Source organism: Methylobacterium sp. Leaf100 (assembly GCF_001422845.1).
Classification (GTDB): Bacteria; Pseudomonadota; Alphaproteobacteria; order Rhizobiales; family Beijerinckiaceae; genus Methylobacterium.
Genome location: NZ_LMMW01000034.1, coordinates 129,040 through 151,344, shown reverse-complemented (window position 1 = coordinate 151,344; position 22,305 = coordinate 129,040). Strand labels below are relative to the sequence as shown.

At 69.9% G+C, this 22,305-nt stretch carries 23 protein-coding genes; 12 read left to right on the top strand and 11 right to left on the bottom strand.

All coding sequences use genetic code 11. The features are described from left to right. Positions 1-75: 75 nt before the first annotated feature. Positions 76-1,026 carry an NAD(P)H-dependent oxidoreductase gene (locus ASF25_RS15360; protein WP_056305628.1) on the bottom strand — a complete coding sequence of 317 codons (951 nt, stop codon included), beginning with the start codon at positions 1,024-1,026 and terminating at the stop codon, positions 76-78. A 141-nt stretch (positions 1,027-1,167) separates the two neighbouring features. On the opposite strand from ASF25_RS15360, the gene ASF25_RS15355 reads away from it, so the two are divergent. Then, on the top strand, positions 1,168-1,407 hold the full coding sequence (locus ASF25_RS15355) for a hypothetical protein (protein ID WP_056176813.1): 240 nt from the start codon (positions 1,168-1,170) through the stop codon (positions 1,405-1,407). An 83-nt stretch (positions 1,408-1,490) separates the two neighbouring features. On the opposite strand, the gene ASF25_RS15350 is transcribed toward ASF25_RS15355, so the two are convergent. Both ASF25_RS15350 and ASF25_RS15345 read right to left on the bottom strand, forming a co-directional pair. Further along, a complete protein-coding gene (locus ASF25_RS15350; protein ID WP_056268145.1) occupies positions 1,491-1,742 on the bottom strand; it encodes a hypothetical protein in 252 nt (83 codons plus the stop codon). Beyond that, positions 1,739-2,887, bottom strand: coding sequence for a helix-turn-helix domain-containing protein (locus ASF25_RS15345; RefSeq protein ID WP_056305626.1), 1,149 nt, complete (start codon positions 2,885-2,887; stop codon positions 1,739-1,741). Before ASF25_RS15345 ends, ASF25_RS15350 begins: the two co-directional genes overlap by 4 nt. Positions 2,888-3,247: 360 nt before the next feature. Between ASF25_RS15345 and ASF25_RS15340 the strand changes: the two genes are divergently transcribed. The 5 genes from ASF25_RS15340 (at position 3,248) to ASF25_RS15320 (ending at position 7,445) form a co-directional block, all read left to right on the top strand. Continuing rightward, positions 3,248-3,913 carry a Crp/Fnr family transcriptional regulator gene (locus ASF25_RS15340; RefSeq protein ID WP_056305625.1) on the top strand — a complete coding sequence of 222 codons (666 nt, stop codon included), beginning with the start codon at positions 3,248-3,250 and terminating at the stop codon, positions 3,911-3,913. A gap of 1 nt (position 3,914) precedes the next feature. Further along, on the top strand, positions 3,915-4,184 hold the full coding sequence (locus ASF25_RS15335) for a hypothetical protein (protein ID WP_056176802.1): 270 nt from the start codon (positions 3,915-3,917) through the stop codon (positions 4,182-4,184). Positions 4,185-4,259: 75 nt separating this feature from the next. Continuing rightward, positions 4,260-5,525: a cytochrome P450 gene (locus tag ASF25_RS15330; RefSeq protein WP_056305623.1), complete on the top strand. Its 1,266-nt coding sequence runs from the start codon at positions 4,260-4,262 to the stop codon at positions 5,523-5,525. 166 nt (positions 5,526-5,691) lie between these two features. Further along, positions 5,692-6,948 (top strand): adenosylmethionine--8-amino-7-oxononanoate transaminase, encoded by a 1,257-nt coding sequence (locus ASF25_RS15325; protein WP_056305621.1) that lies wholly within the window; start codon positions 5,692-5,694, stop codon positions 6,946-6,948. 104 nt (positions 6,949-7,052) lie between these two features. Further along, the gene (locus tag ASF25_RS15320) at positions 7,053-7,445 is read left to right on the top strand and encodes a response regulator (RefSeq protein WP_056177015.1); all 393 of its coding nucleotides are present in this window, start codon (positions 7,053-7,055) and stop codon (positions 7,443-7,445) included. On the opposite strand, the gene ASF25_RS15315 is transcribed toward ASF25_RS15320, so the two are convergent. Genes ASF25_RS15315 through rfbF form a run of 5 tightly spaced genes read right to left on the bottom strand, consistent with a single transcriptional unit; the run spans position 7,423 to position 12,044 of the window. After that, a complete protein-coding gene (locus tag ASF25_RS15315) occupies positions 7,423-8,343 on the bottom strand; it encodes an NAD(P)-dependent oxidoreductase (protein WP_056305619.1) in 921 nt (306 codons plus the stop codon). The two genes, ASF25_RS15320 and ASF25_RS15315, sit on opposite strands and share 23 nt — an antisense overlap. Further along, a complete protein-coding gene (locus tag ASF25_RS15310) occupies positions 8,340-8,870 on the bottom strand; it encodes a dTDP-4-dehydrorhamnose 3,5-epimerase family protein (protein WP_056305617.1) in 531 nt (176 codons plus the stop codon). The genes ASF25_RS15315 and ASF25_RS15310 overlap by 4 nt, the downstream gene beginning before the upstream one ends. A gap of 4 nt (positions 8,871-8,874) precedes the next feature. After that, positions 8,875-10,104: a class I SAM-dependent methyltransferase gene (locus ASF25_RS15305; protein ID WP_056305726.1), complete on the bottom strand. Its 1,230-nt coding sequence runs from the start codon at positions 10,102-10,104 to the stop codon at positions 8,875-8,877. A 5-nt stretch (positions 10,105-10,109) separates the two neighbouring features. Further along, a complete protein-coding gene (rfbG, locus tag ASF25_RS15300; RefSeq protein WP_244473042.1) occupies positions 10,110-11,216 on the bottom strand; it encodes a CDP-glucose 4,6-dehydratase in 1,107 nt (368 codons plus the stop codon). A 60-nt stretch (positions 11,217-11,276) separates the two neighbouring features. Further along, a complete protein-coding gene (rfbF, locus tag ASF25_RS15295; RefSeq protein WP_056176789.1) occupies positions 11,277-12,044 on the bottom strand; it encodes a glucose-1-phosphate cytidylyltransferase in 768 nt (255 codons plus the stop codon). A 310-nt stretch (positions 12,045-12,354) separates the two neighbouring features. Between rfbF and ASF25_RS15290 the strand changes: the two genes are divergently transcribed. Beyond that, positions 12,355-12,978 carry a MarR family winged helix-turn-helix transcriptional regulator gene (locus ASF25_RS15290; RefSeq protein WP_056305615.1) on the top strand — a complete coding sequence of 208 codons (624 nt, stop codon included), beginning with the start codon at positions 12,355-12,357 and terminating at the stop codon, positions 12,976-12,978. Between the two features lie 101 nt (positions 12,979-13,079). Here ASF25_RS15290 and ASF25_RS15285 read toward each other — a convergent pair whose 3' ends face one another. Beyond that, a complete protein-coding gene (locus ASF25_RS15285) occupies positions 13,080-14,099 on the bottom strand; it encodes a gamma carbonic anhydrase family protein (RefSeq protein ID WP_056305612.1) in 1,020 nt (339 codons plus the stop codon). 192 nt (positions 14,100-14,291) lie between these two features. Here ASF25_RS15285 and ASF25_RS15280 point away from each other — a divergent pair, with 192 nt between their 5' ends. Both ASF25_RS15280 and ASF25_RS15275 read left to right on the top strand, forming a co-directional pair. Continuing rightward, positions 14,292-14,759: a molybdenum cofactor biosynthesis protein MoaE gene (locus tag ASF25_RS15280; RefSeq protein WP_056305610.1), complete on the top strand. Its 468-nt coding sequence runs from the start codon at positions 14,292-14,294 to the stop codon at positions 14,757-14,759. Between the two features lie 142 nt (positions 14,760-14,901). Then, positions 14,902-16,083, top strand: coding sequence for an AI-2E family transporter (locus ASF25_RS15275; protein WP_056305608.1), 1,182 nt, complete (start codon positions 14,902-14,904; stop codon positions 16,081-16,083). 52 nt (positions 16,084-16,135) lie between these two features. Here the strand turns inward: ASF25_RS15275 and ASF25_RS15270 are convergent, their stop codons facing one another. Beyond that, positions 16,136-17,032 (bottom strand): site-specific tyrosine recombinase XerD, encoded by an 897-nt coding sequence (locus tag ASF25_RS15270; RefSeq protein ID WP_056305720.1) that lies wholly within the window; start codon positions 17,030-17,032, stop codon positions 16,136-16,138. A 53-nt stretch (positions 17,033-17,085) separates the two neighbouring features. After that, on the bottom strand, positions 17,086-17,238 hold the full coding sequence (locus ASF25_RS23695; RefSeq protein WP_056089629.1) for a hypothetical protein: 153 nt from the start codon (positions 17,236-17,238) through the stop codon (positions 17,086-17,088). A gap of 249 nt (positions 17,239-17,487) precedes the next feature. On the opposite strand from ASF25_RS23695, the gene ASF25_RS15260 reads away from it, so the two are divergent. From ASF25_RS15260 to ASF25_RS15250, 3 genes are read left to right on the top strand one after another with little or no spacing between them, the layout of a single operon-like run. Continuing rightward, positions 17,488-18,120 (top strand): shikimate kinase, encoded by a 633-nt coding sequence (locus ASF25_RS15260; RefSeq protein ID WP_056305606.1) that lies wholly within the window; start codon positions 17,488-17,490, stop codon positions 18,118-18,120. Beyond that, positions 18,117-19,235, top strand: coding sequence for a 3-dehydroquinate synthase (gene aroB / locus ASF25_RS15255; protein WP_056305604.1), 1,119 nt, complete (start codon positions 18,117-18,119; stop codon positions 19,233-19,235). The genes ASF25_RS15260 and aroB overlap by 4 nt, the downstream gene beginning before the upstream one ends. A 4-nt stretch (positions 19,236-19,239) precedes the next feature. Then, complete coding sequence (locus tag ASF25_RS15250; protein ID WP_056305602.1) at positions 19,240-22,173, top strand: PAS domain S-box protein; 2,934 nt, start codon at positions 19,240-19,242, stop codon at positions 22,171-22,173. Positions 22,174-22,305: the final 132 nt, after the last annotated feature.

Genomic DNA, 22,305 nt, shown 5'->3' with positions numbered 1-22,305 from the left:
ACGGTGCGGATGACCGGGGATGCTCGCGCCGCGCATCCGCGGCCGCATCGCGGAGAGGACCCGGGGCTCGGGCCGTCAATCCGTCGTGGATTGCGCGCCCCGTTCGGCCTCGGTCGTCCCGGGCACGATGCCCTTGGCCGTCACGTGCCCCACGAAGGCATCGACCCACCCGTCGAAGCAGGCCATGGCCTCGGGCTCGCGAACCATGTCGTCGGCCTGATCGTCGGCGTAGGGCTGGCCGAGGCCGACGGAGGCGTGGCGCCAGAGGTCGTCCGGCACCTCGATCCCGCTGTAGCGGCATTGCCAGACGAGGCCCTGGTAGGCGTTCCGCTCGTCGCCCTGGTACGGCTCCCGGGCCGGGTCGAACCACGCCTTGTGGCGGAGGATGCGCGGACGACGGCCGTCGTCGAGTTCGTTGCCGCCTTCGTTGCCGTAGCAGAAGAACCCGGCGGTGCGCCCTTCCAGGTGGTTCCGGGTCAGCTCCTTCCAGAGCGGGCTCTTCTCCAGGGCCTGGGCCTTCAGGGTGGTCTTCTTGTCGATGAGGTCGGGGCGCGGGTTGCCGCCGCTCATGCAGACGAGCCGGTCGAACATCGCCTTGAGGTTGGTCGAGGGCCCGTACCACCAGACAGGGCCGATGATCGCCCAAGCGTCGGCCCGGGCGAGACGCTGGTAGAGCTTCTCGTTCCACATCAGGTCGGGCTGGTGGTCGCTGTCCGGACCGTAGCAGTTGCAGGGCCAGACGCAGAGCGCCATGGAGCTTCCGACGCAGCCGTTGCAGCCCTGGATCTTGGGCTTGCCGTGCGCGTTGCCGATGTCGACGTGGTCGACCTGCCAGCGGGGCGGCAGGCGCCCGAGCATCCGGTGCATGAGGAAGCGGGCCTTGCCGTCCATGCCGGGGCATCCGTCGAGCCGCCTCGCCGATCCGGCGATCACCAAAACCTGGAGCGGGCGTGTCTCCAGCGGCAAGGTCTCTGATTCGGCTACCAGGTTTCCCAAGATCGTCCGCCTCCGGATCGCAGACTTCATTCGGCCCAGACCCGCACCGCACTCCCGCGCGATCAGGTTATCGGACGTTCGTCATATCGGCGCGGCACCCGAGCGTCCCTTGACCGCCACCCCGTGCTGAAGAATGCTGCGGCTTCCCGTTTCGGGTGCACGAAGATTGCGATGCCGCGTTATTTCTTCGACCTCAAAGGCTGCCATCACGAGCGCGACGACGAGGGCGTGATCTGCGCCGATCTTCAGAGCGCCGTGCGCGAGGCCAAGAAGCTGCTGCCCGTCATCGCGCTGGACGAAGTTCCGGCCGACGGAGAGCACCATGCGGTCACGGTTCTCGTCTCGGACGAGGACGGACACGTGGTCTATTCGGGCGTGCTGTCCTTCGTCGGAAACTGGCTCATCCGCTAAGCAGGTCTTCGACGCAAGACCGGTGACCACTTTCGCGAAACCTGCCGCGGGTCCGGCCCCTCCCCTGGGCCGTGGCGTCGGGATCAGACATCCTCGGCACTGGCGAGTTGCCGTTCGATCCAGTCCTGCGCCACGTCGAGATCGGCGAAGGTGGGCGGGTTCGCATGCTCGACGCGACCGAAACCGGCCTCCAGGAACCACCGGCCCGCCTGATCGCCATGCTGCGCGCACAGCTGCACCAGGATCGCGACGAGGAAACCGTCGTCGAAGACGAGGCGGCTCTCGCTGTCGGAACTCCCCGTCGCAACCTGCACGGGCTGGAAGAGGAGACTCATGCGGCGGCACGACCGTCCAGGTGCAGGTACGCGGACTGGAACTCCGCAAGCTGCTTCAACCGATCGAAGTTCAGGATCTTCAGGGACCGACCCCTCATTTCGATGAGGCCGCGCCGGCGGAGTTCCTGCAAGCTGCGATTGGCGTGAACGATCGTGATGCCGGCGGTGTCGGCCAGCTCCGACTGCGTAATCGGCAGACCGTAACTTTCGTCATGGACGAACCCGACCACTTTCATGCGCAGGTAGAGCTCGCAGAACAGGTGCGCCAGCCGCTCCAGGGCGGACCGGCGGCCGACGTTCAACAGCCATTCGCGCAGGGTCGCCTCGTCCACGAGGGTCGTCATGCGCATCGCCCGCGCGAGTTGCGGATGGTTGCGCATCAGCTCGGCGATGAGGTCCGGCGCGATATGAACCACCCGGCACCCGGACAGGGTGCTGATGGTGTGATCCATCGCGCTCAGGAGCGCCGCGTCCAGGTCGCAGAAATCTCCCGGGAGCAGGTAGGCCAGAATCTGGCGCGCCCCGTCCCTGCGCTGTTTGTAGCGGCAGGCCATGCCGTCCATGATCAGGAACACGCCCCTGGGGGTATCGCCTTCCCGGATCAGGTCCGTCCGCGGTCCGACGATGCGCGGAGCGGCGCTGATCCGTTCCAGGATCGCCCGGTCCGCCTCCGAGAGCGCGACGAAGCCCTCGAGCTTGCGCACGAGGGGATTGCCCCTTGTCTCCGCCGGCCGGGCGAACCCGACGGGCAGGGCCTCGATCCGCGCCGACGGAGGCGGCAGGAACGCCAACTCGTCCAGGAGGGCGATCAGATCCTCCGGGAACGCCGGCTTGCAGATCCAGGGCACGCCCTGAAAGCCGATGGCCTGGGGCTCGTTCGGCAGCAGGCTCGAGTGGACGAGGCAGGGAATGCCACGGTGGCGCAACTCCTGCCCGAGGGCGGTGCAGACGCCGTCCTTGAGTTCGACGTCCACGACGGCGAGGACGGGACTTTCGCGCTCCAGGGCATCCAAGGCGTCGAGGGCCGTCGCGTAGGGACCGATCACACGGTAGCCCGCCTGCACCAAAGCGTCGCCGAGGTCCACGCCGACCAGGGCGTTGGCTTCGGCAAGCAGCACGAGGGGCTGCTGGGCGGTGAGATGCATTCAAGGCTCCAGAATTTGTGGCACTTGACCGCCACGGGCGCGGGCAAGGCTGGATGCCCCAGCTATAGGCAGCTTTTATGCCGCACGAAAGTCTACTCTCACGTCCGGTGCGCTATCGAACCTCCACAACATCTAGGACTAACCTAGATTTATCCGTCAATAACCTATGTTAATTCGTTTTTATTCTCCAAAAATCCGTATTGTCACTTGTCGGAGACGATCCTATCTTCTTCCCATCGTCCGCATACGGATCAGAGCGTGGGCGCTTGGGAGACAGCGCGCGCTCTTGCTCCGAGGTGGAGACGAGGGCTCCTGACTCACGGTCGACACTGCGATGCCCACAATCGCCTGCTGAAGGTCATGCCGCCCGAGGATTTCGCCCGCCTCCGACCGCACCTGGAGCCGGTGGATCTCCTGACGGGACAGATCCTGCTCGCTCCGAACGCGCGGACCGAACACATCCATTTCATCGAGACCGGCATCGCGTCCATCACCGCCGAGGGGGCCAACGGCCGGGTCGAAGTCGGGATCATGGGGCGGGAGGGTGCGGTGGGCATCACCCCGGTGCTGCTCGGCTCCGATCGGATCCCGCACAACCACTTCATCCAGATGCCGGGCAGTGCCCTGCAAATCCGAACCGATGCCCTCACCGCCGCGGTGGAGGAGAGCCCGACACTGCGCAAGCTGCTCCTGCGCTACGTTCTGACCGAGATGATCCAGGTGCGGCAGACGGCCTTCATCAACGCCACCCACGAGATCGAAGCGCGCCTCGCGCGCTGGCTGCTGATGTGCCACGACCGGGTGGACGGCGACGAGATCCTGCTCAAGCACGATTTCCTGTCGATGATGCTCGGCGTGCGACGCTCGGGCGTGACCCTGGCGATGCAGCAGCTCGAAGGGGCCGGCCGCATCCGAGCCAGACGCGGGCGCATCACCGTGGTGAACCGCGAACTCCTGGAGGAGATGGCGGATGGCGGCTATGGCACGCCCGAGGCCGAGTATGCCCGCCTGATCGAGGGGGCCTGAGATGCCGCGCTACTTCTTCCACCTCCGATACGGGCGCGGGACCGAAAAACTGGCCGTCGACCCCGAGGGCGATGAGCTCGCCGACGACGAGGCGGCCCGCCGGCACGCCCTGCAATGCGCCCGCGACCTGGTCGCCGGGTCCCCCTCCTTCGCGGTGCGCGACTGGTTCGCCTGCTCGTTCGAGATCGAGGACGAGCGGGCGCGGCGGGTTCTGATGGTGCCGTTCGGCGACATCGTCCCGGAGGAGGACGACGAGGACCGGACGGGCTGACCCCGCGCGCTCGGCGTCGGTGCCGGCAGTCGGTGCCAGGACATGACCTGTATCAGCCACACGAGTGGATCCCCCATGAAGACCAAGCGGCTGAACGACTCCGCGATTCCCCGGGACCGGGCACCGGACAGTACGCTGTCGCTTCTCTCCGAAGGCTATGCCTTCATCCCGAACCGTTGCCGACGGTACGGATCGGATGTGTTCGCGGCCCGGCTCATGTTGAGTCCCGTGATCTGCATGTCCGGCCGGGAGGCGGCGTCGCACTTCTACGACGGCGATCGCTTCACCCGACGACACGCGCTGCCGCCGACCACCTTCGCGCTGATCCAGGACCATGGGAGCGTGATGGTCCTCGACGGCGACGCCCATCGCCACCGCAAAGAGATGTTCCTGTCGCTCGTCGGGCCGGACGCCCTCCGGCGCTTCTCCGACCTGCTTGCCGAGCATTGGCGCCGCGCCGTGCTGCGCTGGGCGACGATGGACAGCGTGGTGCTCCTCGACGAGGCGCACCGCGTCATCACGGCCACGGTGTGCGCGTGGGTGGGCCTCGCCCTGCCCCCGGACGAGATCGAGGCACGGGCGGCCGAGTTCGCCGCCATGGTCGCCGGCACGGGGGCGATCGGACCGCGCAACTGGCGGGGGCATCTCCTTCGCGCCCGCACCGAGCGCTGGGCCCGGCGCATGATCGAAGACATCCGGAGCGGTCGCCGCGACGTGCCCCCGGGCGCTGCCCGGACCGTCGCGACCCACCGCGACGCCGATGGGCGTCGTCTCGACGTCAGGACGGCCGGCGTCGAACTCATCAACCTGCTGCGCCCGACGGTCGCGAACGCGCGCTACGTGGTGTTCGCCGCCCTGGCGCTCCACGAGAACCCGCACTGGGTCGCGGCACTCGCCGACGCGGACGCGGGCACGCGCCAGCGTTTCGCCTGGGAAGTGCGGCGCGCCTTTCCGTTCATCCCGTTCATCGGCGGGCGGGTCCGCGAGCCCTTCGCCTGGCGAGACCATGCGTTCGAAGTCGGCGACTGGGCTCTCATGGACCTCTACGGCACCAATCACGACCCGAGCCGATGGCCGACGCCGGAGCGCTTCGATCCGGACCGTTTCGGCACCGAAGCCCTCGATCCGTTCGACCTGATCTCCCATGGCGGCGGCGCGGCGATGGACGGACACCGGTGCCCCGGCGAGGGCATCACCCAGACCCTGCCGATCACGGCGGCCGGCCTGCTGGCGACGTCGATGCGCTACGAGGTCCCGCCCCAGGATCTCGGGATCGACCTCGCCGACATTTCGGCGCGCCCGAGGAGCGGCTTCATCCTGCGCGCCGTACGCCCCGTCTGAAGCGCCGGCGCACCCCCGGTCGCGACAGGTACACCCGGTCCCGACAGATCCGCCGGTGGACCGTCGGAGGGCCGGTGCCGCCGGAGCCGTGCCGGCAGGGTCGTGGCAGGATCGGGCGCGAACACACCGCCTTGACCCGAGCGCGTCCGGCTTCCATCGAAGCCGCATGAGCGAACCCCGGCGCGACCACCTCTGGCGGCCCTACACGCAGATGAAGACGGCGGCGCCGCCCCTGGAGGCGGTGCGAACCCACGGGACCCGCATCGTGCTCGCCGACGGGCGCGAACTCGTGGACGGCATCGCCTCGTGGTGGACCGCGGCGCACGGCTACAACCATCCCCACATCCGCGCCGCCGTCGCCGCCCAGCTGGAGGCGATGCCACACGTGATGTTCGGCGGCCTCACCCACGCGCCGGCCGAACGCCTCGCCGCCCGCCTCGCCGCCCTGCTGCCGGGCGACCTCGACCACGTGTTCTTCACCGATTCCGGGTCGGTGGCCGTCGAGGTCGCCCTGAAGATGGCCGCCCAGATGTGGCTCAACCGGGGGGTGGAGGGGCGCACCCGCTTCCTCGCCTTCCGGGGCGGCTACCACGGCGACACGATGGGGGCGATGTCGGTCTGCGACCCCGAAGACGGCATGCACCGGCGCTTCGGCGCCTACCTGCCGGAGCAGATCTTCTGTGACCTCCCGACCGATGCCGAACGGATCGCGGCCCTCGACGCCTGCCTCGCTCGACACCGCGAAACCCTCGCGGCGGTGATCGTCGAGCCCCTGGTCCAGGGCGCCGGCGGCATGCGGATGCACGCCCCCGACGTGCTGGCCGAGGTGGCGCGCCTCGCTCGGGCCCACGGCCTGCCCCTCATCGTCGACGAGATCTTCACCGGCTTCGCCCGCACCGGCACTCTGTTCGCCTGCGAGCAGGCCGGCCTCGTGCCCGACATCCTGTGCCTGTCGAAGGCGCTCACCGGCGGCACCCTGCCGCTCGCCGCCACGGTGGCGACGGGCGCGGTGTTCGAGGCCTTCCTCTCCGACGACCCCGCCGCCGCCCTCATGCACGGGCCGACCTTCATGGCGAACCCCCTCGCCTGCGCGGCCGCCAACGCCAGCCTCGACCTGTTCGAGACCGAACCCCGCCTCGCCCAGGTCCGGACCATCGGGGCGCGCCTGGCGGCGGGCCTCGCCCCCTTGCGCGGCCGACCCGGCCTCGCCGACGTCCGGGTACTCGGGGCCATCGGGGCGGTGCAGTGGACGCAGGTGCCGGACCTCGCCGACCTGAAGCGGGGCCTCCTCGCGCGCGGCGTCTGGGTCCGCCCGTTCGGCGACATCGTCTACCTCACCCCGGCTCTCACCATCGATTCGACCGACCTCGACCGGCTCGTCGAGGCGGTCGTCGCGGTGGTGTGCGACGTGACACGGACCTGAGCGCTGCAACTCCCGGCGCGCTTTCTCGTTGGACCAGGGTCGGGAGCGGCGCACGACCCCGTGGAACGTTACGGGCCGCATCCCATGGAACGGGCGGAGGGTGCATCGTGGTGGATGAGACAACGGGCCCAGGCGACGATCGGCCGGTGATCCTTCTGGTCGAGGACGAGGCGCTGACCATCATGGACCTCGGCGACGTCCTGGAGAACGGTGGCTACGAGACGGTGCAATGCGCCTCCGCCGAGCGGGCGCTCGGCATCCTCAAGGCCCGGCCCGACATCTGCGGCCTGGTCACCGACGTGGAATTGTCGGGCAAAACCAACGGGTTCGAGCTTGCCAACGCGGTCGCGGCAGCGCGTCCGCAACTGCCCATCGTCATCGTCTCGGGACGGGCCGCGCCGGACCCCGAGCGGATGCCGCCGGGCGCCCGCTTCATCGCCCGCCCGTGCACCGGCGAAGACATCCTCAGTCAGCTCAAGGGGTTACTCCCCTGCTGAGCCGGCTGCCCCCGAGACGGTTCCGCCACCAACTCAGGGTGTCGTCGAGGCCGGTCTCCAGGGTGAAGCGCGGCCGGAACCCGACCTCTCCGGAAAGGCGCGCAACGGCGGCTTCGATCGCGGCCGGCTCGGACGGACCCAGCGTCCGGGCCCCGTAACGCACGAGTTCGAACCGGCCGGTGCGGGTGGCCAGACCATCGAGAAGGGTCCGCACCGGGACCGCTTCCCCCGAGCCGATATTGACGGCCCCCGTCACCGGACCGTCGAGGAGCGCGGCCAAAGCGCCCGCCGCATCAACGACATGCAGGAAATCACGGCGCTGGTGGCCCGGCGAGGTGGGGAACTCTGCACCCGTCAGGAGGGCGTGGGCGGCGTCGGAGACGAGGCGGCCGCGCCGCTCGCCGGGACCGTAGAGGTAGAACAGGCGCCCCCACGCGAAGGACAGACCGACGCTCTCGGCGTAAGCCGCGAGTATTCTCCGGGTCCCATCCTTGGCGGCCCCGTAGAGGGTCGCGGGGCGGCAAGGGCTCGTCGCCTCGTCGAAGCGGGGATCGCCCCAGGTGTACTCGGCGCAGGTGCCGACGCCGACGAAGCGACGCCCGCCAATGTCGTGAAAGCTTCGGGCGAGGTCGAGGCTGGCCGCGACCCAGTCGAGGTTGCTCGGCGACGTCCAGTATCGACCGGGTTCGGCGTCCCAGGCCAGATGCAGGAAGTGGCTCGGCGCCACGTCGGCGAGGAGGGCCCGCCGCTCGGCCGCGTCGAGCAGGTCGGCCGCATGAACCACGGCCCCCGGAATGGGACTGCGCGCCACGGCGTGGACCTCGAACCCGCGCGCCGCCAGGGCCGGCAGCGCGTGCCGCCCGACGAAGCCGGACGCGCCGGTGACGAGGACCTTCACGCGCTCCAGTCCGGATAGGCGAGATCGCGCTCGGCGATCACCGTGACGGGCTCGGGCCAGGTCACGTCGAGGGCCGGGTCGTTCCAGCGCAGGCCTCGGGCGCTTCCGGCGACGTAGGCGCGGTCGATCATGTAGAGCACCTCGGCCGCGTCGGTCAGGGCCTGGAAACCGTGGGCGAAGCCGGCCGGGATGTAGAGGGCGCAACGGTTGCCCGCCGTCAAATCGGCGGCGAAGCTCTTGAGATAGCTCGGAGAATCCTGCCGCAGATCGACGATGACATCGCGGATGGCGCCCCCCGTGCAGCGCACGAGCTTGGTCTCGGCGTGGGGCGGAACCGAGAAGTGCATCCCCCGGACGGTGCCGCGCCGGGCGTTGAACGACACGCTCGACTGCGCGAAGCCCCCCACGAGACCCCGGGCGGCGAACTCGTCCGTGCAGGTGGTGCGGGCGAAGAACCCGCGATCGTCGGCGATGGGTTCGGGACACACGCGGTAGGCCCCGGCCAGCGGCGTTTCCTCGAACCGCATGGCGTCAGGTCACGGTCAGGTGCGGGATCGCCGTGACGAAGCGGCCGCCCCAATCGCGGATGGCGGCCATCTCGCGGGCGATCTCGTCCTTGAGGTTCCAGGGCAAGATCAGGACGTAGTCCGGCCGTAGCGCCAGCAGGTCTTCCGGCGAGACCACGGGAATCCGGCTGCCGGGCAGCAGGGTGCCCTGCTTGTGCGGGGACCGGTCGGCCACCGCTGCCACCAGTTCGGGGCCGATGCCGCAGTAGTTGAGGAAGGTGTTGCCCTTGGCCGCCGCCCCGTAGGCGCAGACCTTCGCGCCCTTCAGGCGCAGATCCGCCAGGAATGTGAGCGTCGCGCATTTGATGGCCACCACGTCCTCCGCGAAGGCCGCGTAGCCATCCGGCGCGAACAGGCCCCTGTCGCGCTCGGCCGCCCGCACCCGGTCCACCGCCGGGCTCGTGGGGTGGCCGGCCCCGGCATGGCAGAAGAACACCCTGAGGGAGCCGCCATGGGTCGGCAGTTCCTCGACGTCGAACACCCGCAGGCCGTGTCGCTCCAGGATGCCCGAGACGACGCCGAGGGAGAGGTACGAAAAGTGCTCGTGGTAGATGGTGTCGAACTGGCGCTCCTCGATCATCCGCAGGAGGTGCGGGAACTCGAAGGTGCCGGCGCCCTCCGCTTTCAGCAGGATGCGGAACCCCTCCACGAAATCGTGGATGTCGGGCACGTGGGCGAGAACGTTGTTGGCCGCCGTGAGATCGGCGGAATGACCCTGCGCCACGAGGCGCCGGGCGGTCTCGGCGCCGAAGAACGCGACCTCGGTCGGCACGCCGCGCGAGACGGCGACCTTGGCGACATTGGCCGCCGGCTCGACGCCGAGCGCTGGGATGCCGCGCGCGACGGCGTATTGGAGGAGATAGCCGTCGTTGCTCGCCACCTCCACGACCTTGCTGTCGGGTCCCAGGCCGAAGCGCGCCTGCATGCGAGCGACATAGGCCTCGGCATGCGCCAGCCAGCCCGCGGAAAAGCCCGAGAAGTAGGCGTAATCCGAGAAAATCGCCTCCGGCGTCTCGAACGCTTCGAGCTGCACGAGGAAGCAGACGTCGCACACGAAGGCGTGGAGCGGGTGGAACATCTCGCCCCTTCCGGCACGGTCTGCCGGCACGTAGGCGTTGGCCAGCGGCGACAGGCCGAGATCGGCTACGGTGCGGGAGAGAGGCGCGCCGCAGGCGCGGCAGGCGGGTCGGGTCACGGTGCTCACGCTCCCAGGGTCTCGTAGGCGCCGATCTGCGCCAGGGTGAGGTCGAGGGCCGAAGCCCCCTGCGCCTGGGCCCGGTGCCAGGCCGTGGTCCAGGCGAGCGCCGCGTCGAGGCGCAGGCGCCGGTCCCATCCGAGATAGGCGCGTGCCTTGGAGGCATCGACCTTGAGGAAGGTCGCCTCGTGCGGGTGGGTCTCTTCCGAGAGATGCCACGCGGCGCCCTCGCCCCATTCCCGCGCCAGGGTCTCGACGATGGACGACACAGGGCGGCAATCCTCGTCGGCCGGGCCGAAATTCCAGGCCTCGGCGACGGCCGCGCCGTCTTGCGCGCACAGGGCTTCGGCGAGGCGCAGGTAGCCGCTTAGGGGTTCGAGGACGTGCTGCCACGGCCGGGTGGCGTGGGGCGCGCGGATCTCGACGGAGCGGCCTTCCAGGAAGGCCTGCACGATGTCGGGGATCAACCGGTCCTCGGACCAGTCCCCGCCGCCGATGACGTTGCCGGCCCGGGCGGTCGCCACGCGGCAATCCCGCTCGGCGAGGAACGAGGCGCGGTAGGCGCTCGTGACCAGCTCGGCGCAGGCCTTGGAGCTGCTGTAGGGGTCGTGGCCGCCGAGCGCCTCGGTCTCGCGGTAGCCATAGGGCCATTCGCGGTTGGCGTAGGCCTTGTCGCTCGTCACCACCACCACGGCGCGCACGGACGGAGTGGTGCGCACGGCCTCCAGCACGTGGGCGGTGCCCATCACGTTGGTGGCGTAGGTGGCGAGGGGATCGCGGTAGGACGGACGCACCAGCGCCTGGGCGGCCATGTGGATCACGATCTCGGGGCGCGTGGCCGCGAGGGCGTCGCGCACGGTGTCGGCGGACCGGATGTCGCCGAGCCGGGAATCCATCCGCCCGGAGGGGCCCGCGAGGTCGAACAGGTTCGGGCTCGTCTCGGGCGGCAGGGCGAGGCCGCTCACCCGCGCGCCGAGGCGCTCGAGCCACAGGCTCAGCCACGCGCCCTTGAAGCCCGTGTGCCCGGTGACAAGCACCGAGCGTCCGGCCCAGAAGGCGGGGTCGGGGTTGCGGGCGCCCGCGTTCGGCAGCGTATGGATAGGAGTCTGCAAGCCGTCGTGTCTCCGGATCGCGCCTCCCTACACCGGGACGGCGCCGGTGTCAGTTCGCGCCTACCAGCACTTCCACGGCGCGTGGCCCCCGGCCCAGAGGGCCTCGAGGTGGTTCTTGTCGCGCAGGGTGTCCATCGCCTGCCAGAAGCCCGTGTGGACATAGGCCGAGAGTTGCCCGTCATGGGCGAGGCGCTCCAGGGGCTCTGCCTCCCAGACGGTGGAATCACCGGCGATGTGATCGAGGACGCGCGGCGACAGCACGAAGAAGCCTCCGTTGATGGTCGCCCCGTCGCCCGCCGGCTTTTCGCGAAAACTCCGAACCACACCATCGTCGAGTTCGAGGGCGCCGAAGCGGCCCGGTGGCGTCACCGCCGTGAGGGTGGCCAGACGCCCATGGGACTTGTGGAAGGCGGCGAGCGCCGTGAGGTCGACATCGGCGACGCCGTCGCCGTAGGTCATGAAGAAGTCGTCGTCGCCCAGATACTCGCGCACCCGCTTGAGGCGCCCGCCCGTCATGGTGGTCTCGCCAGTCTCGATGAGGGAGACGCGCCAGTCCTCGGCGGCGCTGCGGTGGAAATCGACATGGCCCGCCCCGACATCGATGGTGACGTCGGAGAGATGCAGGCGGTAGTTCAGGAAGAACTCCTTGATGACGTAGCCCTTGTAGCCGAGGCAGATCACGAACTCGCGCACGCCGTGGGCGGCGAAGATCTGCATGATGTGCCACAGGATCGGGCGTCCGCCGATCTCCAGCATGGGTTTGGGCCGTGTCACGGTCTCTTCCGACAGGCGCGTCCCGAGACCGCCCGCGAGGATCACTGCCTTCATGGTTTCCCGCGTCCGCCCTCGTTCCGCGGCCCACGATTAGTCGAGGGGGGCTTACCCGTCCAGGCAAGGCGGACGCGGGCGGAAACCGTGGCTCGTGTCACATCGGCGTCACGACTCCCCTGGCAGATGCCGGTTCGGCGGTGGACGCGTCTGGAAACCCCGGCGCCCGACCGCCGATTGCGCGCTATGATGTGAAGAGGACGCGGCAATGCAGGCGGCTGACGAGCGAACGGAGGCGGTCCTGGGCCGCGCGCCATCCCCCGCCGGCCTCTCTCCTTCCCTTCACCTCCCCAAGGCTACCGAGCGGACCATGAGCAAGTCGGACAAGCGCATCCGCCCGCCGGGTTCGAAGAACGGCCCCGAAAAGACCGCGCCCGGGTCCAAAAGCGTCCCTGGATCCAAAAGCGTCCCTGGATCCAAGAGCGTCCCTGGATCCAAGAGTGTCGGCTGGGCCCTGGTCCAGGCGGCCCGACTTCACCGTTCTCGGGTCGGCGACCGGCTGGCGGCCCTCGATCTGTTCGCGGGCCAGGAGCAGGTGGTCCAGGCACTCGCGGCCTCCGGCACCATGACCATGGGCGACTTGGCCGCCACCCTCCGGGTGCGCCCGCCGACGGCGTCGAAGACGATTTCGCGCCTCGCTGCCCTCGGCTTCGTCGAGCGGCGGGCCGAGGCTGGCGACGGGCGGATCGTACGTGTCCGGCTGACCGAGATGGGGCTTGCCAAGGCCGAGGCCATCGAGCGGATCGGAGACGAGGTCGAAGCGGAGTTGCTCACCGGGTTCGACGGCAAGGAGCGCCGCCGCTTGCGCAAGCTCCTGCGCAAGGCCGCGCGCAATCTCGCCGAAATCTCCGGCGCCCTCGGCCACGAGGTCGAAGGCGACGCAGAGATCGACGAGGACGAGGCGGACGCCGACGCGATCGCCCCGGCGCTCTGAGAGCGGCTCCACTCGATCAAAGCGGAGCCCGGATCGGCAGGCCCGCGCGACGCCCGCATCCGCCATCCCGAAGGGATCGAACGGATTTGGTCCGAGCCGCCCTACTGCATCGCGTCCTGCGCCAGGCGATACGCACGCCCGTGCTCGCGGTACCCCTCGACGACGCGGGTCATCATCGCGCGCTTGCCCTCGTCGAGGGGACCTAGAACCCGGGCAGGTCGGCCGCCCCAAAGGTGGCTGCCCTCCAGCAATTGGCCCGGCTCGGTGGTGGCACCGGCCGCCAGGAGCACGTCGTCGGCCACCACGGTGCCGGGCGCGACGACGCAGCCGATCCCGATCAGGCTGCGGGCGCCGATGCGGCAATCGGCGAGCCGCACGTTGTGGCCGATGGTGGTGTCGCGGCCGATGACGACGCCTTCGGATCGGGCACGGATCACCGTGTTGTCCTGGATATTGGTGTCGGCGCCGACCACGATGGCACCGCCCTCAGCCTGCAGATCGCACGAGAAGAACACGCTCGACCCAGCCCCCAGAGCAATGCGGCCGCGCAGGCGGGCCGTGCGGGCGACGAACACGCTCGCCTCGATCTCGGGGGTGTCGGCCTCGGGCAGAGGAGGAAGGTCGCCGGACGCCTCGCGCAGACGCTCGGCCCGTTCGGCGATCTCCGGCAGGGAGATGGGGCGGAGAGGCTTGGCCGGGCTCCCCGCATAGGCAAACCCCGCCGCCAGATGCGCGCGCGGGAACACCGTCGCGCCGGCCTCGATGAGCACGCCGTCCTCTACCGTGGCCCCGTCGAGGACGATGACGTCGTCCTCGATCACAACGTCCGAGCCGACCGTACAGGCATGCACCACGGCATTGCGGCCCACGGTGACCCGGTCGCCGACGACGGTCGCGTAGGTGTTGGTGGCGATGTGGACGGTGGAGCGGTGGCCGAGCCAGAAGCGTTCACCGACGGTCACCACCTGGCCGTCGGCACGAATCACGCTGTCGTCCCCGAGCCAGGCCTGCGCCCCGAGGGTGGCGGTGCCGATCACCGTACTGCCGCGTCCGCACCAGACCGGACGGGCGGAGAAGACCGGGAGGACCCCGTCATGGGGCAGGATCAGGTCGGGGGTCACGCGGACGGTCTCCTTCGAAGCCCGGTGGCGCGGACCGGGACGAGGGGCATATAGGTCCTTTGGGACCGGGCGGACATGCCCGGCTACGAAGCGGTGGATAAGGGCGTTCGGGACACGGGTCGCGTGACGCGCGGGCTTTAGCAAGCTCCTGTCGCCGCGCCTCGATCAACCGTCATGCCGCAGCGAGCTTTCATGACTGCACAGATCCCCGACGTCAGCATCCAGGCCGAGCCCTTCGACGTGGCGCACGAGATCGCGGTTCTGACCCGCGACCTCCACGGCCGGGCAGGGGCCATCGTGACCTTCACCGGCCTGTGCCGCGACGAGGACGGGCGTCTCGCAGGCCTCGAACTCGAACATTACCCCGGCATGGCCGAGGCGGAGATCGGCCGGGTGGTCGAGGCCGCCCGCGCCCGCTGGCCGCTCCAGGCGGTTCGGGTGATCCACCGCCACGGCCTCGTGGCGCCGGGCGACGGCATTGTCCTCGTGGTGGCGGCCGCCGGTCATCGGATCGCGGCCTTCGAGGCGGCGAGCTTTCTCATGGACTACCTCAAGACGCAGGCGCCGTTCTGGAAGCGCGAGCACCTCGTCGGCGGCGCAATCGGCGGCTGGGTCGAGGCGACGCAGGCCGACGACGACGCCGCCGCGCGATGGGCCTGAACCGGTTTTTGTCGCAGAACCGGAACCCGCTTTCGCGCGGCCTGCTCTGAGCATCCACAGGCAACCCGACGGATGGACCTTGTGCCCGCCGGCCCCGCATGTGCCGGGTTGCGCCCGATCCGAAGGAGTTCACCCGATTTCCATGTCCAGCCTCAGGCCCGATTCCCAAGCGGCTCCCCAAGGTGCCGGCCCGCAGCCGCGGGGCTGGTCTCATGCCGTCTCGGGCATCGCCATCGTGGCGTTCGCCGCCTTTCTGGCGCTGGCCTGGAGTGCGGTCTCGACCCTGTTCCTCGTCTTCGCCGGCATCCTGCTCGGGGTGTTCCTCGATGGGCTCACGCAGCTCCTCGGCAAGGTGATGCCCGCCGGTCGCGGCCTGCGCCTCAGCCTCGTCAGTCTCGCGCTCGCGGGCTTGAGCCTGGCGATGATCGCGTTCGGCGGCGCCACGGTGATGCAGCAGGGCCGCGAACTCGGTCAGACCGTGGCCTCGCAGGCCGGCACCGTGCGCGATCGTCTCAAGGATTACGGCATCGACGTGCCGGGCCTCTCCGCACCCAAGAAGGCGCCGGAGGGACAGGCCGCGCCTGAGGGCGACAAGGATTCCACCGAACCGAAGGGCCAGAAGACCGGTGGCCTCGCCGGCCTCGCCTCGGGTGCGATGGAGAGTCCGGGCTCGATCCTCTCCGATGCCGGCAGCGTCCTCGGTCCCGCGGCCAGTGTGGTGATCGCCCTGTTCAGCGCCCTGGGCAACGTCCTGGTCATCGTGTTCCTCGGCCTCTCGTGCGCCGCCGATCCGGCGGCCTACCGCGACGGGGCCGTGCGCTTCGTGCCGCCCCGCCACCGGGAACGGGCCAGGGCCCTCCTCGACGGCATGGGCGAGACCCTGCGGCACTGGCTGTTCGGCCAGCTCATCACCATGGCGGTGATCTTCCTGTGCACCTGGGCGGGCCTGAGCTTCCTCGGGATCGGGGGCGCGCTGATCCTCGGCCTCCAGGCCGGCCTCCTCGCCTTCATCCCGACCATCGGGCCGCTCATCGCGGGCGTGGTGATCGTGCTGGCGGCCCTGGCTTCGGGCCTCACGGCTCTGCTCGGCGCCGTCGGCGTCTACCTCGCCGTGCAGACCCTGGAGAGCTACGGCCTGACGCCGTACATCCAGAAGCGGGCGCTGGACATCCCGCCCGCCACCATCTTCGCCGGGCAGCTCATCCTCGGCGTGCTGTTCGGCCTGTGGGGCATCGCGCTCGCCCTGCCCCTCATGGCGGTGATCAAGGTGCTGCTCGCCCAGCTCTACATCGAGGACACCCTGCACGAGGACGCCGAGGCCTGAGCCGGGCGAGCGTCCTCGCCGGGGCAAGCCGCCTGCTGGCCAAACCTCGCGATCACTCCACGTCCTCGGCGTCCGACAGGGGGTGGAGGTCGCGGACCATCCCCTTCAGGCGCTCGTCGAGGACGTGGGTGTAGATCTGGGTCGTGGCGATGTCGGCGTGCCCGAGGAGTTCCTGCACGATGCGCAGGTCCGCGCCGTTCTGCAGGAGGTGACTGGCGAAGGCGTGGCGCAGGACGTGCGGGCTGACCCGGTCGGCACGAAGTCCGGCGAGGGTGGCGACATCCTTGAGGTCGCGCGCGAAGGCCTGCCGGGTGAGGTGGCCGCTCTCGCTGTCGGCGGGAAACAACCACGTGCCCCCGGGAGCAAGGTGGGCAAGGTGGTCGCGCATGGCGCCCCGCGCCATGTCGGTCAGCGGGACCAGACGCTCGCGCCCGCCCTTGCCCTTGACCACGAGGTAGCGTTCCCGCGTCGATCCCGCCGCACGCGGCAGGGCGATGAGTTCGGAAACGCGCAGGCCCGTGGCGTACAGGAGTTCGATGAGGCACAGCATCCGCCGGCTCCGCCCCGTCCCGTCCGCCTCGGCGAGATTTCGGGCCGTGGCCAGAAGGGTATCGACCTCGGAGACCGACAGCACTTTGGGCAGCGTCCGGCCCTTGCGGGGTGCGGCCACGGGCGCGCTCGGGTCGCCTTCGGCGAAGCCTTCCGCGTAGAGAAACCGGTGAAAGCCCCGGATGCAGGACAGCCGCCGCGCGGCGGACGCCGCGGACAATCCCCGCGTCTCCAGATCCGCCATGTAGGTCCGCACGGGGCCGGCCTCGAGGCGGACGGGATCGTGCCCGTCACGTGCCAGGGCGGCGAGGTAATCGGTGAGGTCGCGGCGGTAAGCGCTCACGGTGTTGGCCGCCGCCCCACGCTCGGCGGCGAGCATGTCGAGGTAGCCCTGGATCAGCGCCTCGCCCGACGGGTCTTCCGGCGAGGACTCTTCCGGGGATGACGCCGCGCTCACCGGCCCGGCGGCTGGAGCTTCGAGGCGGGGATCGTCACGCTCATCTCGCGCGGTGTCGGCACCACCAGGGTCGCCAGGGCGAACAGGCCCGCGAAGGCGAGCCCACCCAGGATGGCGAGGGTGGCGAGGAAACGGAACAGGGTCGGCACTCGGACGAACCTCGGTCGCGGGGCGTGAGGGGAAATGCGGCGCGGAGTGCGCAATGAAAGTCATCGGTTGCACCATGCAGGACGCGCCGTGGCAATGACTTCCCGGCCACAGGGTGCGCCGCATTCGCCGGGGCCGGCGCACAATGACGGGACCGGACCAGCCCCCGGGTTTTCGTGCGGCGCGCACGCGCACCGCTTCGCCCGCCTCGCAAAACGCGCTAAGACCGGCGCAACGATGCGAAGAAACCGATGACCGAAGCCGAGCCTCAGGGCACCCCGCCCCCGGGCGACCCCATCGAACTGCGCCTGCGCCGTGCCCTGGGCGACCGATCCATCGTGCTCGTCGGCCTCATGGGAGCCGGCAAGAGCACGGTTGGGCGGCGCTTGGCCTCGCGCCTCGGCCTGATGTTCCGGGATGCCGACATCGAGATCGAGACGGCGGCCAAGCTCACGATTCCGGACATCTTCGCCATCTACGGCGAGCCGAGCTTCCGCGATGGCGAGGAGCGCGTGATCGCACGGCTCATGCGCGAGGGCCCCCTCGTTCTCGCCACGGGCGGGGGCGCTTTCATGCGGACGAGCACGCGCGAGCGGATCGCGGAGCGCGGCGTCTCCGTGTGGCTCAAGGCCGAGCTCGACGTGCTCATGCGCCGGGTGCGCAAGCGCGGCGGCCGCCCCCTCCTCCAGACCGAAGACCCCGAGGAGACCCTGCGCGGATTGATGGAACTCCGGCATCCGGTCTACGCCGGTGCCGACGTGGTGGTCCTCTCCCGCGACGTCGCCCACGATCGGGTGGTGCAGGACGTGATGGAAGCCCTCGACGCCCATCTGAGCGGGCGCCCCGCCCAAAGACACGACCCGCAAGGAATCGCCGCCCAGTGACCGATCGCCTGACGGTGGACGTCCCCCTCGATCAGGGCCGTGCCTACAGCATCCTCATCGGCCGGGGCCTCCTGGACGAAGCCGGAACGCGCATCGCGGCCCTCGGCGCACGCGCTGCCGTGATCGTCACGGATTCCAACGTCGCCGCTCTCTACGCGGACCGCCTGCGCGCGAGCCTGGAGGCGGCGGGCCTGCGCGCGGGCCTCGTCACCGTGGCGCCGGGCGAAGCCTCGAAGAGCTACGCCACCTACGCGGAGGTCTGCGACGGGCTCCTCGCCCACAAGGTCGAGCGCGGCGACATCGTCGTGGCCCTGGGCGGGGGGGTCGTCGGCGATCTCGCGGGCTTCGCCGCCGCCACCCTCCGGCGCGGCGTCCGCTTCGTTCAGGCCCCGACCTCGCTCCTCGCCCAGGTCGATTCGTCCGTGGGCGGCAAGACCGGCATCAATTCGCCGCTCGGCAAGAACCTCATCGGGGCCTTTCATCAGCCGCGCCTAGTGCTGGCCGACACCGGTACCCTCGACACGCTCTCGGAGCGCGAGATGCGCGCCGGCTACGCGGAGGTCGCCAAATACGGCCTCATCGCCGACGCGGCGTTCTTCGACTGGTGCGAGGCGAACTGGGCCGGTCTCTTCTCCGGCGGTCCGGAACGCGACGAGGCCGTGGCGATCTGCTGCCGCGCGAAGGCCGGCGTGGTGGTGCGCGACGAGCGCGAGGACGGCGAACGCGCCCTGTTGAACCTTGGCCACACCTTCGGCCACGCCCTGGAGCGGCTGACGGGGTACGATTCCGCCCGACTCGTCCACGGCGAGGGCGTCGCCATCGGCCTCGCCCTCGCGTTCCGGTTCTCGGCCCGCCTCGGCCTGTGTCCGGGCCAGGATGCGGGCCGCGTCGCCAACCACCTCGCGCTCGCAGGCCTGCCCACCACCCTCGGGGCGGTGCCGGGCGGTTGCGGCGACGCCGATGCCCTCCTCGATGCCATGGCCCAGGACAAGAAAGTCCGCGACGGGGCCCTGACCTTCATCCTCGCCCGCGGGATCGGCCAGAGCTTCATCGCGCCCGGCATCGACGCCGGCGACGTGCGGGCCTTCCTCGCCGACGAACTGCGCGCCGGTTGAGCCGGTGACCACGGCTTCGGGCGCAGATCTTCCGCACGCCGATCCATCCGGACAAGCCGCCTCGGCGCGGGGCGACACGGAGATCGAGGCTCTGCGCCGCCGCGTGCGCGAACTCGAGGCCGAGGTGACACGGGTGAGCGAGTCGCCCCTCGGACAGGAGACGGGGGATCTCCGGCTCCTGTCCGACGCCCTTCCTGCCCTGGTCGCCCAGATCGGGCCCGATTACCGGTACCGCTTCAACAACCGGCACTACGAGACGTGGTTCGGGCGCCGTGCCGAGGGTCTCACGGGGGCCCACGTCCGCGACGTCCTCGGCGAGGCGGCGTTCGCCGAGCGTCGTCCGTTCATGGACCGGGCGCTTGCGGGCGAGGCCATCACCGTCTCCGGGTTTCTGCCGGATGGCGGCGGCCGGCGCCGGCCCTGTACCATCGACTACGTGCCGCGCCGGAACGCGGCCGGAACGGTCGAGACTTTCTTCGTCATCGTGGTCGATATCGGCGAGGGCCACGCCGCGGAGAGCCGGCGCCTGGCGCTGTCCGACCTCGGCGACCGCCTGCGCGACCTCGACGATACGGCCCAGATGGCATTCGTGGCGGCGGAGATTTTGGGGCGAACCCTCGGGGTGAGCCGCGCCGGCTACGGCACCATCGACCGGGCCACCGAAACCATCGCCATCGAGCGCGACTGGAATGCGCCCGGCATCACCAGCCTCGCCGGCATCCTGCGGTTTCGCGATTACGGCTCGTATATCGAGGACCTCAAGCGCGGCGAGACCGTCATCTGCGTCGATGCGGAGACCGATCCGCGTACCGCCGCCACGGCCGAGGCGCTCAAGGCGATCTCGGCCCGGTCCTTCGTCAACATGCCCCTGACGGAGCATGGCGGCTTCGTCGCCCTGCTCTATCTCAACCACGCCACCGAGCGCGCCTGGCCGGCGGAAGAACTGGCGTTCATCCGCCAGGTCGCCGAGCGTGTCCGGGCCGCGACGGAGCGCGTGCGTGCCGAAGCCGCCCGCCGCGCCAGCGATGCGCAGTTCCACGCCTTCGCCCAGGCCGTGCCCAACCACGTCTGGGCGGCGACGGCGGAAGGACACCTCGATTGGTTCAACGCGCAGGTCTACGCCTATAGCGGCGCGGGGCCGGGCGAGCTCGACGGGGCGGCCTGGGGCAGCATCATCCATCCCGACGATCTCGGTGGCCTGGTCGTGAGCTGGGGCGCGGCGCTCGCTTCGGGTATGCCCTACGAGACCTCGTTCCGCATCCGCCGCGGGGACGGGGTCCATCGCTGGTTCCTGGTGCGCGCCGAACCGATCCGCGCCGATGACGGAAGCATCGTCCGCTGGGTCGGCACCAACACCGACATCGACGATCAGCGCACCGCATCGGCCGAACTCACCCGCCTCAACGCCCGCCTCGCCGATCAGGTCGAGCACCGCACGCGCGAGCGCGACCGCATCTGGGAGACCACCCACGATCTGATGGGCACGGCCGGCCTCGATGGCTACCTCAAGGCCGTGAATCCGGCCTGGAGCCGGACCCTCGGCTGGTCCGAGACAGAGCTTCTCGCGCAGCCTTTCCTCGTCCTCATCGATCCGGCGGACCACGCCGAGACCGCGACCGTGGTCCGGCGCCTCGCCGCGGGCGAAACGGTCACGGGCTTCGTCGACCGGATCTTCTGCAAGGACGGCCGCCAGCGCTTGGTCATGTGGAATGCGGCCCCCGGCGGCGACCACTTCTACATCGTCGGGCGCGACATCACCGAGCAGCGCCAGACCGAGGAAGCCCTGCGCCAAGCCCAGAAGATGGAGGCCGTGGGACAGCTCACCGGCGGCCTCGCGCACGACTTCAACAACCTGCTGACCGGCATCTCCGGCAGCCTCGAACTGCTGCAGACCCGGATGAGCCAAGGGCGGCTGACGGATCTCGACCGCTACATCAACGCGGCCCAGGGCGCCTCGAAGCGCGCGGCCGCCCTGACGCACCGCCTGCTGGCCTTCTCGCGCCGCCAGACCCTCGACCCGAAGCCGACCAACATCAACGGCCTCGTCGCCGGCATGGAGGAGCTCATCCGCCGCACCGTCGGCCCGGCCGTCACCATCGAGGTGGTGGGCGCAGCCGGCCTGTGGACGGCGCTCGTCGACCCGAACCAGCTCGAGAACGCCCTCCTCAACCTGTGCATCAACGCCCGCGACGCCATGCCGACGGGCGGGCGCATCACCATCGAGACCGCCAACACGTGGGTGGACACGCGCGGCGCCCGCGAGCGCGATCTCGAGCCCGGCCAGTACCTGTCCCTGTGCGTCACCGACACGGGCACGGGCATGACGCCCGAGGTGGCGGCGCGCGCCTTCGACCCGTTCTTCACGACGAAGCCCCTGGGCGAGGGCACCGGTCTCGGCCTGTCGATGATCTACGGTTTCGTCCGCCAGTCGGGGGGGCAGGTCCGAATCTATTCGGAAGTCGGACAGGGCACGACCCTGTGCCTCTACCTGCCGCGGCATTACGGACAGGCCGAGGCTGCCGAGACGCCGGCCGATCTCGCCGATGCGCCCCGGGCCGAGCAGGGCCAAACGGTGCTCATCGTCGACGACGAACCCACCGTGCGCATGCTGGTCACCGAAGTCCTGGAGGATCTCGGCTACACGGCCATCGAGGCGGCGGACGGGGCGGCGGGCCTGAAGGTCCTGCGCTCGGACGTGCGCCTCGACCTCCTCGTCACCGATGTCGGCCTGCCAGGCGGCATGAACGGCCGGCAGATGGCCGATGCCGGCCGCGCCGTCCGCCCCGGCCTCAAGGTGCTGTTCATCACCGGCTACGCCGAGAACGCCGTGCTGGGCAACGGCACCCTGGAACCGGGCATGCAGGTGCTGACCAAGCCTTTCGTCATGGAGTCCCTGGCCGTTCGGATCCGGGACCTGATCACCGAAGTCCAGGCATGAGGCGGCATTCGATGCCTGCGTGTTTCGCCACGGAAAGCGCATTCACCGTATCGGCATGACATTCTCGTGATCTCTCGGGAAAGGAGCCGAGTCGGCACCGTTGCTTTGTTTTCGCGAAGGTAGATCGAGCGT

Bases quoted from the DNA above. Each gene is read 5' to 3' on its own strand.
- ASF25_RS15360 (WP_056305628.1), bottom strand. From the start codon at position 1,026: ATGAAGTCTGCGATCCGGAGGCGGACGATCTTGGGAAACCTGGTAGCC.
- ASF25_RS15355 (WP_056176813.1), top strand. From the start codon at position 1,168: ATGCCGCGTTATTTCTTCGACCTCAAAGGCTGCCATCACGAGCGCGAC.
- ASF25_RS15350 (WP_056268145.1), bottom strand. From the start codon at position 1,742: ATGAGTCTCCTCTTCCAGCCCGTGCAGGTTGCGACGGGGAGTTCCGAC.
- ASF25_RS15345 (WP_056305626.1), bottom strand. From the start codon at position 2,887: ATGCATCTCACCGCCCAGCAGCCCCTCGTGCTGCTTGCCGAAGCCAAC.
- ASF25_RS15340 (WP_056305625.1), top strand. From the start codon at position 3,248: ATGCCGCCCGAGGATTTCGCCCGCCTCCGACCGCACCTGGAGCCGGTG.
- ASF25_RS15335 (WP_056176802.1), top strand. From the start codon at position 3,915: ATGCCGCGCTACTTCTTCCACCTCCGATACGGGCGCGGGACCGAAAAA.
- ASF25_RS15330 (WP_056305623.1), top strand. From the start codon at position 4,260: ATGAAGACCAAGCGGCTGAACGACTCCGCGATTCCCCGGGACCGGGCA.
- ASF25_RS15325 (WP_056305621.1), top strand. From the start codon at position 5,692: ATGAGCGAACCCCGGCGCGACCACCTCTGGCGGCCCTACACGCAGATG.
- ASF25_RS15310 (WP_056305617.1), bottom strand. From the start codon at position 8,870: ATGCGGTTCGAGGAAACGCCGCTGGCCGGGGCCTACCGCGTGTGTCCC.
- rfbF (WP_056176789.1), bottom strand. From the start codon at position 12,044: ATGAAGGCAGTGATCCTCGCGGGCGGTCTCGGGACGCGCCTGTCGGAA.
- ASF25_RS15290 (WP_056305615.1), top strand. From the start codon at position 12,355: ATGAGCAAGTCGGACAAGCGCATCCGCCCGCCGGGTTCGAAGAACGGC.
- ASF25_RS15280 (WP_056305610.1), top strand. From the start codon at position 14,292: ATGACTGCACAGATCCCCGACGTCAGCATCCAGGCCGAGCCCTTCGAC.
- ASF25_RS15275 (WP_056305608.1), top strand. From the start codon at position 14,902: ATGTCCAGCCTCAGGCCCGATTCCCAAGCGGCTCCCCAAGGTGCCGGC.
- ASF25_RS15260 (WP_056305606.1), top strand. From the start codon at position 17,488: ATGACCGAAGCCGAGCCTCAGGGCACCCCGCCCCCGGGCGACCCCATC.